Raw genomic sequence first — 12,704 nt, 5'->3', positions numbered from 1 at the left:
TCCAATCAGTAAAAAGTCAGATAGCGGTTGATTTCCCACTCGGAAACGGCGCGATGGTATTCATGCCACTCTTGCCGCTTCAATCGCAGGAAACTGTCGATCAGACGTTCGCCCAACGCTTCGGCAAGAAAGGTATCTTCAGCCAGTGCTTTCAAGGCTTCATTCAGGTTTTCAGGCAAGCGGGCAACACCAAGTTCATCTACCTGCTCGGGAGTCAGGTCGTAGAAGTTGATGGAATGAGCTTCTGGGGCCTCAAGCTCACGATCAATCCCATCCAAACCGGCCGCTATGATGGCAGCCGTAGCCAGGTAGGGGTTCATGCTGCTATCGCCGATACGCACTTCAATCCGACCATAGGGAATACGCAGCATGGCGGAGCGGTTGTTATCGCCATACGCGATGAAAACGGGTGCCCAGCTTGGGCTTTGCGGTGTGCCCGTGATCAGGCGCTTGTATGAGTTGACCGACGGACACAGCAATGCAGCCAGTGCTGGCGCGTGTTCCATGACACCGGCGATGAACTGATAGGCCGTTTTCGATAGCCCCATGCCGCTGGGATCATTAGCATCATGGAAAATGTTATTGTCGGCTTCATCCACCAGCGAGCAATGTACGTGCATGCCATTACCGGTGGTGGTGGCGGATAGCTTGGGCAGGAAACTGCAAATCGCCCCCAAATCATTGGCAACCTCTTTCGCCGCCATTTTGAAGAACTGCATGTTGTCCGCCGACTGCAACGCTTCATCGTATTTAAAGTTGAGCTCAAACTGGCCGTTGGCATCCTCATGGTCAATCTGATAGACATCAAGCCCTATCACCGTCAGCGCGTCGTACAGCCCTTCAAGGAATGCGGCGTTGCGAGTCAACCCTTGATAGTCATACGTTGGCCTGTCGAGGGTATCAGTGGAATCAAACGGAACCACTCTGCCCTCCTGATCTCGCTTGAGCAGATAGAACTCCGGTTCAAGACCGGTCATGAAACGCAGGCCACGCGCTTTCAAGCGTGCGGCCTGTGCCGCCAATACATTGCGCGGGTCCAGCGGATAAGGCGCATCGCCAACCATACCGGTACCACGAATACAGGCGTAACCGGGCAACCAGGGCAACAATGCCAACGTGGACAGGTCAGCGACCATCATGAATTCAGGGTCTTGCGGTGTCATATCGAAACCGAGAATTGCACCACCGGCAAAACCTGCACCGGTTTCAGACAGACCTTTCAGGCAATGGACAGGAACCGCTTTGCTCTTGATGCCGCCATGCAGGTCGACAAACTGAGCCAATATATATTTGACGTTATGACGCTCCAGAAAAAGACAGGCTTCTTCAAGCGCGTTCTCTGGTGGGCAAACCCATACAGAAGGCAGAACATTTGGCATCTGTGACATGGAAACCATCCTCGTAGATGTTGGACGGTTTCAGTGTCTCAGAGGGGGTGGGAAAAGCAGTTGACTGCAGAAACTGAAGTTTTGACTTCTGGCGCCATTTCGTTGGCACCGGATATCAAAGAGGGAAATTACCGCACCCGCCAGTCACTGGGACTCATGTTTTTCCAGCGGATGAAGGCACGGGTGAACGCGCTGACCTCAGAGTAACCCAGACGGTAGGCCACTTCGGAAATGCTGAGGCGCTCATAGCCAAGGTAACAAATGGCCAGCTCCTCACGCACTTCATCGATAACCCCCTTGAACGACTGTTGTTCCGCTGACAGCAGACGTTGCAGCGTGCGCGATGACAGGTTGAGCCGGCTGGCGACCCGATCCAGGCTGACCTCTCCACTGGGCAACAGCTCGATAATTTCACTCTTGGTGCGCTGCACCGTACTCAGATTCTGTTGCACCACACCAGCCAACTCCAGAATGGAGCCACGGGTAACATTGTTCAGCATTGCATTGGCATCAGGCATCGGCTGATTCAGACAGGACTCACGGAACAGGATCAAATTGCTCTCTTGCCGAAACCGAATATCACACTGAAACGCTTCACGATGCTGCCCCGCATCAACCAGTGCCGGATGTTGAAAGTGTACTTCGAGCGGTGACCACTGATCACCCATGGCACGGCGCAGTACATTATTGAGCATGCCTACTGTCAATTCGGCGTCTTGGCGCCGGTCCATGATATCGCCATCCAACAGACGATATTCAAGCTGGCAGATGCCATTGCTGACTGTCATTTGAAGCAGACTGTTACGCTGAAATACCGGAAAGTACTCCTGCATACTGTGGATCGCCGCCCGCAAGTCTGGCGAGGTGATCGCATGAAAACCGAACAGCCCCAGCCCTTCAGGGTCGAACTGCTCACCGAACCAGAGCCCAAAGTGCTCGTTATGGGTAGAGCGCGCAGCCTCATGCATGGAGTTACAATAATGTTTCAGTGGAATGTGGCGATTAGGCTTCTCATAGAGGCCGGATTTCAAGCCAGAGCGTGCCAGAACTTCTGCACTGTGTCCGCCCTGTGCCTCAATGAACTCTTCCAATCCCAGCGTGACGGATGCCAGCACACTAGAGGGTACATGGTTGCTGGCAGGGCCTCGTTTGGTATTCAACAACATGATGCAGACCCTGATCTGTGATTCGTACACAGAACGGATGCAACAAGCAGGCCACTACAGAGCATAATCCGGTAACAGGCACCGCACCTGATCCCATGACAACATAAAACCGTCCGGTTCCGCTCCCAGGTGGGGCACGCCTGAGCACCCTGCCACAAATCAGGGCGTGCCAACGAGGGGCTGGCGCAGCACCAATAAAAAGGACAAACCGATTATGCCTGACAAGTCGCCAGCCAGAAGTTCCAGCTGCCATACTCGGTGATCTCTTCAGCACCAGCCAAGCTTAAAGATTGCATGTTGCGATGATCACCTCCATCTATTAAGCTCAAAATCAGGTTACGGCTGCGGTGTTGTTTAGCAAGCCGAACCACGCCCGTCGATGACTATGCAAAATCAAGCCCCTTTTTGGAGATAATAACCATGTATAACCGCCTTCCAGTATTTGGGGCTGCCTTGCTGCTTGCCACCCAGGCAACTGCCGCAATACAGGTCAACATAGAACCTACTACCCTGCTGACCAACGAAGACGGCTCAGCGGTCACCTACTTTGTGGTTTTGGATCAAGCGCCCAGCGCTGGCGAGACTGTCACTGTAACACCATCGAGCGGCGACGTGACTGAGGGGACGGTCAGTGGCGCAGTCTTGTTCACAGATGCCAACTGGGACGTGCCACAAACGATCACCGTTACGCCCGGTGCATCAGGCGACGGCAATGATGGTGACGTCATGTATACGATTGGGCATACTACGACCGCGGCAGGAGGTACCGCTTCATTCAACGGCGCACCCTCTCCGAACGTTAGCGCCACCAATCGAAACATCGAAGGCATCAATACCATTGTCATGGACCCTGCCAGTGGCGGCGCATTTTATCTAACCGAGGGAACATCGCAGACTGTAACCGTATCGGTGACTGGAGCGCCCACAAATAATATCTCTATTGATGTAAGTATCGCCGGGGCCGAAGCAACGGTGACGCCCGCAACGGTAATCCTTACCGCCGGTAATGGCTACGCGGCAACGTTCAATGTAACAGCAGCTGATGATACGAACATAGACGGTGATCAGCCATTTACCGTGGTGGTAGACCCGGCTGTCAGCGCTGATCTCAGTTATTCCGGACAGAATTTGAGTGATATCAATGGCGTGGCCCTTGATAACGATGTGGCCACGCCACCGCCAGCACCAGCACAAGTAACACCTGTTCCGACCTTGCCCCTTTTCGGCATACTCGCTCTGAGTGGCCTGCTTGGCCTGTTTGGCATGTTTGGAATGCGCAAGACCAAGGCGTAATAGACCAGTGCAACCATGAAGCCCGGCAGCACATCTGCCGGGCTTTTGTCCCGTCGTGTAGCCCCTCACTGAAAGATCGAGTGCTCTCGGACCAGTCACAGCAACTGTGCAGCCGGAACCCTGGCGCACTATTGGTCAAATTGTCTGTCGCGTAATGTCGGCAGCATTCAGCCGTATCAGGTCTTGCTGACCTTGAACCAGAGCGCGTACAACGCAGGTACAAACAGCAGGGTTATCAGCGTACCCACCGCCACGCCACCGATCAGTACATAGGCCAGAGGCCCCCAGAACAGATCCAGCGTCAGCGGGATGAAGGCCAGCATTGCAGCCAGCGCTGTCAGAATCACGGGGCGTGCCCGCTGCACCGCTGCTTCAATGACGGCGTCACGCACCGCCATGCCGGTGTCGAAATTGTCCTGCACCTGCTGGGTCAGAATCATGGTGTTGCGCATCAGAATCCCCCCAAGGCCGATCAGACCCAGCAGCGCCGTAAAGCCAAATGGCTGCTGGAACAGGAGCAGTGCTGCCACGGCTCCCACCAGCCCAAGCGGAGCCGTAGCCACCACCATGAAAGTGCCCGAGAATGAGCGCATCTGCAGCATGATGAAGATCAGCATCAGTGCCAGCATCACCGGCTGCAGCTTCTGAATGGACGCATCCGCCTTGCCGGACTGCTCAACAGAACCGCCAATGTCAATGTGATAGCCCGGTGGCAGCCCGGCCCGCAGCTGTGCCATCTGCTGCCAGATGGCCTGAGTCACATCCGGTGCCTGTGCCCCCTGCACATCCGCCTGTACCGCCAGGAAAGGCTCCCGGTTGTAGCGTTTGATCACCGGATCTTCATAGCGGATTTCAAGCTCACCCAGCTGCTGCAGCGACAATTTTCGGCCTTCTGCAGTCTTGATTTCGAGCGCCTCCGGCAGCAGAACACCGTCACGCGCACTGCGCGCCACCACCTGCACACTGCGGATATCCTGCCGCACCTCAGTGACAGCAAGTCCGTTCAGCTGCAACTGAAGCTGCCTCGCCACCTCGTTCGGCGTCAGCCCCATCAGGCGCAGGCGTTCAGCGTCCATATTCAGATGGTAACTCGGTGCCCGCTCGTCCCACTCCAGATGCGGGATCACGGTATTGGGATGTGCTTCCATCCGTTCACGTATCTGATGTGCAATACGTCGCAACTCATTGGCATCGGGCCCCATAACGCGGAAGCTGACAGGCCAGACCACGGGCGGACCAAACAGCAGTCGTGTCACCCGCACCCGCGCCTCGGAACATTCACCCGCGACAATATGCCGATCCAGCTCAGCCATAATGCGATCACGGGCCGCGGCATCCTCTCCAATGGCAATGATTTTGGCGAAGGCAGGGTCAGGCTGTTCGGGATTGGCCGAAATAAAGAACCGAGGGGCACCGGCTCCCACATAGGCCGAAAGGCTTTTGACTTCTTCCATCTGTGACAGAATCGCTTCCAGCTTGCGCACGGTTGCATCTGTCGCGCCAATGGCACTGCCCTGTGGCAGGTAGACTGAAACCAGTACCTCCGGGCGGTCCGAACTGGGGAAGAACTGCTTCTGTACCTGTGTAGCCATGCCGATCACACTCAGTACAAGCACGCCTATCGTTGCGGCCACCACCGTCTTGCGAAAGCGCACACAGGCGCCAATCAAGGCACGCAGGCGACGATACAGTGCCGTTTGATACAGATCACCGGAGGTGTGCTGATGATAGTCCGGCAGCAGCTTTACACCCAGATAGGGCGTAAAGGTCACTGCGACTAGCCAGGAGATCAACAGCGCGAATGCCAGCACCCAAAAAATATTGCCCGCATACTCGCCCACGCCGGACTGGGCAAACCCGATCGGCACAAACCCCACCACCGTAACCAGGGTGCCAAACAGCATCGGTGCCGCCGTGACATTCCAGGCATGGCTGGCTGCCTGTACGCGGTCCCAGCCTTCCTCCATCTTCACGATCATCATCTCGATCGCGATGATCGCATCATCCACCAGCAGTCCCAGTGCGATGATCAACGCCCCCAATGTGATGCGGTCAAGATTGATGCCGGCCATTTTCATCAGCAGGAACGTCAGGCCGATGGTGACCGGAATTGCGATCCCGACCACAAGGCCGGCACGAAAACCGATCGCCAGAATGCTCACTGCCATCACCACCAGAACCGCGACCAGAAACTTGACCTGAAACAGGTTAACCGCCTGACTGATCGCCTCGGTCTGGTTGGTCAGCATCTGCAACGACATGCCCAGAGGCAAGCGCGACTGCTCGTCTGCAATGAAGGCTTCAAGACGCCCACCAAATTCGAGCCCGTTCTGACCGGATTGCATCACGACACCCAGCAAAATGGCGTCCTTACCATTGGCACGTACCAGATAGCTCGGTGGATCTTCATATCCCCGTCGCACTTCAGCCAAGTCAGACAGCTTGATGAGCTGCCCTCCTACTCTCAGCGGCACCGCCGCCAACTGTTCAGGGTCGGCCAGGTCCGCCTCAATGCGTAGATAGGCTCGCGGACCGTCCAGATCCACAAACCCCGAGGCCACCATCCTGTTGCTGGCTTCGATGGCAGCAAATATCTGCTCTGGGGTCAGGCCAAGATTGTTGAGCCGATTCATGTCAAATTCGATATATACACGCTCAGGGCGTTCACCCAGCACCAGCGCCTTTTGCAGACCCGGCAGACGCTGCAAACGATCACGAATCGACTCGGCTTCACGTGTCAGTTCGCGCATCGGCATGCCCGGGGCCGTCAGGGCGATCAGCGAGAAGTACACATCCGAAAAATCATCATTCACAATGGGGCCGATCACACCGGCAGGCAGGCTGGCGGCCTCATCCTGCATCCGCTTGCGCACTTCATAAAACAGATCGGGTACCACCTCGCTGGGCGAAAAATCTTCAAACTCCACCTGCAGATCCGCACGCCCCGGACGTACAGTGGTTTCAACCTTGTTCAGATATTCCACTTCCTGGATGCGCTTCTCCAGTCGATCAACGACCTGATTCTGCAGCTCTTGCGGGGTTGCTCCGGGCCAAACCACCGACACCACCATCACGCGAACGGTGAAGGCCGGATCTTCAGCCCGCCCCAGTGAAAGGAATGCATACACACCGGCACACACGGACAGAATGATGAAAAACAGCGTGACGGAGCGCTCACGTACCGCAAGCGCCGAGAGGTTGGGAAAGCTCATTGTGCCTGCTCCCTCACATCCATTCCCGGCGTCAACAGATGGGTGCCCAAGGCAATAATGCGGCTGCCCTCGGCCAGTGAAGCGCGAATTCTGGCCTGCTCGCTTTCCAGTGACAGAACCTCAACCGGAACAGGCTGTGCCTTGCCCTCCAACACCTGCCACACCTGCGGGCCGCCGCTGCGCTCATCCAACGCCCCCAGCGGCACACTCAGCGTGACACCCTGCTGATCCTGGTTCAGCAGTACCTGCACCACCGTACCCAGGCTCAGGGCGTCAGAAGGCTGTTCAATGCGGTAACGCGCACGCCAACTGCGGCTTTGCGGGTCCGCCGCACCGGCAACCTCACGTAAGCTCAGTGGTAGCATCCTGTCTTCCAGTTGCAGCTTGCCACCTTCGGGGGGACGCACACCTTCGGCAAGATATACCTCAACCTCCAGTGGACCATCTTCAACCAACACCGCCAATGGCTGCCCCACGGCCACCACCTGGCCCGGCTCTGCACTGACCTCGGTCAGCACACCCGACCTGTCAGCTGCAAGTTTGGCGTAACCAAGGCCGTTGTGTGCCTGTGCCAGCACCGCCAGTGCGGCATCACGATGGCTTTCCGCTTCACGCAAAGCCAGCTCAAAACGATCCAGTGTCTGCCGGCTTACAAAATCACGTTCAACCAATTGCTGTTGACGCTTTAACTCGCTGCGGGCAATCGCCAAAGCCGCTTCAGCGGTTTTGACTTCGGCTTCCGCCACTCGAACCGTTGCCATCAGGTCGCGTGTATCAAGCTGAAACAGCAGCTGCCCGGCTACCACTCGCTGCCCAGCATCGACATGGCGTTCCAGAATGCGACCGGGGACCTGAAACGAGACAGGGATTTCGTGACGTCCCTTGACCGTACCCGACAATTTCACCCACGCACTGTCATGACTCTGCACTGCCACTGTTCTGACCAAGGGAGCCGGTGTTGTCTCTGGCGAAGCGGATTTGTCACCGCTGCACCCGACCAGCAGCAGAGAAAGCAGAATCAGAGGAAGTGTCAGTCGCATGGCAATATACCCGATGGTCGCGTCGATTCAGTTGACCCAATCGTAAAATATTAGAGATAACAAATATATATTCGCAACGTATTGAATACTGGCTGGTTACTCAAGCGGGGTGTTGAAACGAGTATCACTGCGGACCACTGTCTGCCCCACCGGAGCCAGCGCAATCATCGCCAGTTTGAGGTGCTGAATGCCGAAAGGAATACCAATGATGGTGATAAAGCAGGCCAGTGCCGACATTAAATGACCAATTGCCAGCCATATACCGGCGAAAATGAACCAGATGATGTTGCCAATCAGCCCCAAAACCCCAGTGCCAATATCGTCACGACCCGTCAAGTCGCGACGGTTGACCGGTTCCTTGCCGAACGGGAAAAAGGCAAAACTGCCTATTACGAAGCATGAACGCGCCCAAGGGATACCCACAATGGTGATTAACGCCAGCAAGCCGGCCAGCCACCAGGCCAACCCCATCAGCACACCACCCAACACGAACCAGAGAATATTACCCAGTACACGCAGCATTTGAATGATCCCTCACATATGCAAATAAAGTTCGAGCCATTGTTCCACTATTTATCCAGTAGAGCGAGAGGCAAGACAAGGGATGTTCTCTCCCTTGATACATACAAAAAAGCCGAGCCCCTCACGGGGCCCGGCTTTTTACTGGTAAGCCAGAGATTACTTGGCTTTCTTGAGCAGTTTTTTCAGACCTTTCAGCTTGCCTTCGTGCTTGGCAATTTTGGCCTTGCGTGCCTTGATCTCTTTCTTAACAGCTTTGGTCTTTACTTTGTTCGCCATGGTCGTTCTCTCCATCTAATGAGCAGACTATTTCTGTAGCGAAGCATGTTCGGCTACGAAGCTGCGAATAAAACGTCGAATTTCACGTGCTGCACTGGTATCCAGTTCATCACAAAGCGCGACAAACTGATCGCGATCTTCATTATTGATCCGGATAACCAGCTGGCTGTTTTTGGGTCTGCTTTTCTTTTTACCGCTCATTAAAAGCCTCCCAAAGCTGCCTGCAGCGACTATCGACTGACAATCATATGTATATACAAAGCAAACCATAGCAGCTGACAGAGGCAGGGTCAAACTGCCTTAACCAGAGGCAGACCTATTCACATCTTTGCTAAACTGTTGACCAGCTTAAACGTGCAACCGCATTCAAATCATCGGGGCCAGCAAAGGCATCCGATCTCAGGGAGACAATGATGAAGCATGACGATACGCTGGTGCAGCAACTGAACAGGGTACTGACGCTTGAGCTTACATCCATCAACCAGTATTTCCTGCATGCTCGCATTTTCAGGAACTGGGGGCTGGAACGACTGAACCACAAGGCCTACAAGAAATCGATTCTTGACATGAAGCAGGCCGACCGGTTGATTGAGCGCATTCTGTTTCTGGAAGGGCTACCCAACCTGCAGCACCTGGAGCGCCTGCGCATCGGTGAAGATACCGAAGAGATGCTGCAGGGGGACCTGAGCCTTGAGACTGACCAGATTGCGCTGCTGCGTGATGTGATCGCCCAGTGCGAAGCCGGTGGTGATTATGTCAGCCGCAAGCTGCTGGTCGACATTCTGGAAGAAGAAGAGGAACACCTGGACTGGATTGAAACCCAGCAGCATCTGATCCGAGAGGTAGGTATTCAGAACTACCTGCAATCGGCCATTGAGGAGGATTGATTATGCAAGGCAAGCAAAATGTCATTGACGCACTGAACAAGCTACTGGCCGGCGAACTGGCCGCCATGGATCAGTATTTTATCCATTCGGAAATGTATGCCGACTGGGGGTTCAACAAGCTCTATGAGCGCATCGCGCACGAGTTTGATGATGAAAAGGGTCACGCCAAATTGATGATTGAGCGCATATTGTTCCTGGGTGGCACACCGGACCTGGTAACACGTGAGCCCATTCATGTCGGCAAAACCGTCCCGGAAATGCTGCAGAATGACCTGAACACCGAATATCAGGTGGTGCATAACCTTAAACAGGTCATTGCGCTGTGTGAACAGGAACAGGATTACCAGACCCGAGAAATGCTGCGTCAGCAACTGGCCGATACCGAGGAAGACCATGCCTACTGGCTAGAAAAGCAGCTGGGGCTAATCAACCGTGTTGGCCTGCAGAACTACCTGCAGTCACAGATGTAATTTTGGGGACCGACCTCCAAGCGCGGTCGGTCATCCCCTCTGTTTTAACATCCGGCCCACAGCATGTGATCGAAGAGGGAGCTAGCATTATAAGTCTCGGTGAGTCCACCGAGGCTCTTCAGAACCGTCCAACAGGCACTGCCAATCAACAAGAGACCCTGTATTGATTCAACGATGCTGATCTGCTTGAGTTTAAACATGGGAAATGGCGGTCAGGGAGGGATTCGAACCCTCGATACGTTGCCGTATACACACTTTCCAGGCGTGCTCCTTCAGCCACTCGGACACCTGACCGCATTGTGCAATTGATGCTGTTTTTGGCTGTCATGGCGACCGCCTCATCAATTGAGGTGCGCATTCTAGCAGACTGATTTCAAAGCACAACATCTGGCCCTACTTTTTTTGTCGGTGCCTGTATCCAGACCAAGACGTGGGCCATTTGGCGGGGTATCATGCCGCTATTGCACAAACCGTTCGACTATTCAGGGAGTTCTGTTACAGATGTTAATGCCAATTTTGGCCGTGGTTGGGGGTCTGGCTCTACTGGTGTGGAGTGCTGACCGTTTTATTGACGGAGCGGCAGCAACCGCGCGTTTTGCCGGGATGCCACCTTTACTCATCGGCATGGTAATCATAGGTTTTGGTACCTCTGCTCCCGAAATGGTCGTTTCGGCTTTTGCTTCGGTCCAGGGCAACCCTAACCTGGCACTGGGGAACGGCTATGGCTCCAATATTGCCAATATCGCACTTATTCTGGGTCTGACCGCCCTGCTCAGCCCTATTGCGGTTCATTCCCAGATTTTGCGCAAAGAGCTGCCGCTGCTGACCGTGTTCACTTTTCTCGCGGGTTACCAGTTGCTCGATGGACAGATTACGCGCGCTGAAGCAGTGGTACTGCTGATTGTGTTCTTTGCCATGATGGGCTGGTCAGTCATGCAAGGCATACGCCAGCGAGGCGACACCCTCGGCAACGATATGGAACATGAACTGGAAAGCGAGCCAGCCATGACACTGGGAAAAGCCATCTTCTGGCTGCTGCTGGGGCTGGTATTGCTGATCGTGAGTTCCAGAGTCCTGGTGTGGGGCGCTGTGGACATTGCCAGTGCGCTTGGCGTCAGTGATCTGATTATTGGTTTGACTGTAGTGGCAATCGGCACCTCCCTGCCGGAGCTGGCGTCCTCTATTATCGCTGTACGCAAGAACGAACATGACCTGGCTTTGGGCAATGTAATCGGCTCGAACATGTTCAACACCCTGGCGGTTGTTGGTATTGCCGGCGCCATTCACCCGATGTCATTCAGCCCTGAAGTCCTTACCCGAGACTGGGTCGTAATGGCGGGCCTGACACTGTCGTTGTTTATTCTGGGCTATGGTTTCAGAGGCAAGGGCCGAATCAATCGCATTGAAGGTGGCTTGCTGGTAGCGGTCTTTGCTGGCTATACCACATGGCTGATCTTCGGTGTAATCGCCACACAGGCCTGACAGGGAGACACAGATGATCCGCACATTCACGCTAGAACACGGCAAGCTGCGTGAGCAGGAACAGCTGGCCAGTGATGGATTGACCACTGCCAGCTGGATTGACCTGCAAGATGCGGATGAAGTCGAGCGCGCCAATGTGGAGCAGTTGTTTCCGGAGAGCTTGCCGGATGCAGATGAGGTCGAAGAGATAGAGTCCAGCGCACGCTACTTTGTCGAGGGCAATGATCTGCATGTCCATTCCCTTTTTCTGTACCAGAGCGAGGGGCGCTTCAAAACGGCAACGGTGGCATTCACCCTGCAACCGGAGCGTTTGATCAGCACCCGTGACGTTGAGCTGCCTGACTTTCGTCTGACCCGCCTGCGAGCACGGCGCGGATGGGTTGAAGCCACGTCCCCACTGCAGATCCTGACCGCACTGTTTGAGCAGAAGGTGGACAACCTGGCTGACCAGCTTGAAGACCTGCATCGGGACCTGGAACAGCTCAGCGTCGAAGTACTGGAGAACCGAGACGCGGAGCTTGGTGACCAATTGGATCGGCTGGCCAAGCTGGAGGACAGCAACGGCCAGATTCGTCTCTGTTTGATGGACACGCAGCGCTCGACCTCGTTTCTGCTGCGACACATCCGCGACCAGAAACGTGAGGTCAAAACCTTCCGCGAGATTCTGCGAGACCTGGACACGCTAATGGCGCATGCCACCTTCGTGTTCGAGAAAATAAACTTCCTGATGAATGCTGCCCAGGGTTTTATCAACATCCGCCAGAACCAGATCATCAAGATCTTTTCCATTGCGGCGGTGGTGTTTCTGCCCCCCACACTGGTAGGCACTGTTTACGGCATGAACTTTGAGATGATGCCGGAGCTGGAGTGGGTTTTCGGCTATCCGATGGCGTTGGGGCTGATGATCATTTCAGCCATCTCGCCCTACCTTTTTTTCAAGCACAAGGGCTGGCTCTGAAGCCACCGCT

The 12,704-nt window shown here is 54.9% G+C and carries 11 protein-coding genes and 1 tRNA gene; 5 read left to right on the top strand and 7 right to left on the bottom strand.

Translation table 11 applies throughout. From position 1 onward, the window contains the following. Nucleotides 1–5 precede the first annotated feature (5 nt). Together glnT and ACAM29_RS02100 are read right to left on the bottom strand one after the other, a co-directional pair. Nucleotides 6–1,388, bottom strand: a complete 1,383-nt coding sequence (gene glnT, locus ACAM29_RS02105; protein ID WP_369623041.1) for a type III glutamate--ammonia ligase — start codon at nucleotides 1,386–1,388, stop codon at nucleotides 6–8. Nucleotides 1,389–1,516: 128 nt separating this feature from the next. Continuing rightward, nucleotides 1,517–2,554, bottom strand: a complete 1,038-nt coding sequence (locus tag ACAM29_RS02100; protein ID WP_369623040.1) for an AraC family transcriptional regulator — start codon at nucleotides 2,552–2,554, stop codon at nucleotides 1,517–1,519. A 420-nt stretch (nucleotides 2,555–2,974) separates the two neighbouring features. On the opposite strand from ACAM29_RS02100, the gene ACAM29_RS02095 reads away from it, so the two are divergent. Continuing rightward, nucleotides 2,975–3,847, top strand: coding sequence for an IPTL-CTERM sorting domain-containing protein (locus ACAM29_RS02095; protein ID WP_369623039.1), 873 nt, complete (start codon nucleotides 2,975–2,977; stop codon nucleotides 3,845–3,847). Nucleotides 3,848–4,023: 176 nt separating this feature from the next. Here the strand turns inward: ACAM29_RS02095 and ACAM29_RS02090 are convergent, their stop codons facing one another. The 4 genes from ACAM29_RS02090 to ACAM29_RS02075 all read right to left on the bottom strand — a co-directional run bounded on the left by ACAM29_RS02090 (nucleotide 4,024) and on the right by ACAM29_RS02075 (nucleotide 9,098). After that, a complete protein-coding gene (locus ACAM29_RS02090) occupies nucleotides 4,024–7,059 on the bottom strand; it encodes an efflux RND transporter permease subunit (RefSeq protein WP_369623038.1) in 3,036 nt (1,011 codons plus the stop codon). Continuing rightward, the gene (locus tag ACAM29_RS02085; protein ID WP_369623037.1) at nucleotides 7,056–8,099 is read right to left on the bottom strand and encodes an efflux RND transporter periplasmic adaptor subunit; all 1,044 of its coding nucleotides are present in this window, start codon (nucleotides 8,097–8,099) and stop codon (nucleotides 7,056–7,058) included. Before ACAM29_RS02085 ends, ACAM29_RS02090 begins: the two co-directional genes overlap by 4 nt. Nucleotides 8,100–8,195: 96 nt before the next feature. Next, complete coding sequence (locus ACAM29_RS02080; RefSeq protein ID WP_242529982.1) at nucleotides 8,196–8,621, bottom strand: YccF domain-containing protein; 426 nt, start codon at nucleotides 8,619–8,621, stop codon at nucleotides 8,196–8,198. Nucleotides 8,622–8,924: 303 nt separating this feature from the next. Continuing rightward, nucleotides 8,925–9,098, bottom strand: coding sequence for a hypothetical protein (locus ACAM29_RS02075; RefSeq protein WP_175527641.1), 174 nt, complete (start codon nucleotides 9,096–9,098; stop codon nucleotides 8,925–8,927). Between the two features lie 212 nt (nucleotides 9,099–9,310). Here ACAM29_RS02075 and bfr (ACAM29_RS02070) point away from each other — a divergent pair, with 212 nt between their 5' ends. Next, a complete protein-coding gene (bfr, locus tag ACAM29_RS02070; RefSeq protein WP_091826641.1) occupies nucleotides 9,311–9,784 on the top strand; it encodes a bacterioferritin in 474 nt (157 codons plus the stop codon). 2 nt (nucleotides 9,785–9,786) lie between these two features. Further along, nucleotides 9,787–10,254 carry a bacterioferritin gene (gene bfr, locus ACAM29_RS02065; RefSeq protein WP_091826643.1) on the top strand — a complete coding sequence of 156 codons (468 nt, stop codon included), beginning with the start codon at nucleotides 9,787–9,789 and terminating at the stop codon, nucleotides 10,252–10,254. Nucleotides 10,255–10,460: 206 nt separating this feature from the next. Here the strand turns inward: bfr (ACAM29_RS02065) and ACAM29_RS02060 are convergent. Next, nucleotides 10,461–10,548: transfer RNA gene (locus ACAM29_RS02060), tRNA-Ser, on the bottom strand. A gap of 207 nt (nucleotides 10,549–10,755) precedes the next feature. Between ACAM29_RS02060 and ACAM29_RS02055 the strand changes: the two genes are divergently transcribed. Next, nucleotides 10,756–11,736: a calcium/sodium antiporter gene (locus ACAM29_RS02055; protein ID WP_206834935.1), complete on the top strand. Its 981-nt coding sequence runs from the start codon at nucleotides 10,756–10,758 to the stop codon at nucleotides 11,734–11,736. A 13-nt stretch (nucleotides 11,737–11,749) separates the two neighbouring features. Continuing rightward, nucleotides 11,750–12,694, top strand: coding sequence for a magnesium/cobalt transporter CorA (gene corA, locus ACAM29_RS02050; protein ID WP_091826647.1), 945 nt, complete (start codon nucleotides 11,750–11,752; stop codon nucleotides 12,692–12,694). The last annotated feature ends 10 nt before the right edge of the window (nucleotides 12,695–12,704 follow it).

Source organism: Marinobacterium sp. BA1, from assembly GCF_041155135.1.
Lineage (GTDB): Bacteria > Pseudomonadota > Gammaproteobacteria > Pseudomonadales > Balneatricaceae > Marinobacterium > Marinobacterium iners.
The sequence above is the reverse complement of the archived record's forward strand: the minus strand, read 5'-3'. Positions and strand labels throughout refer to the sequence as shown.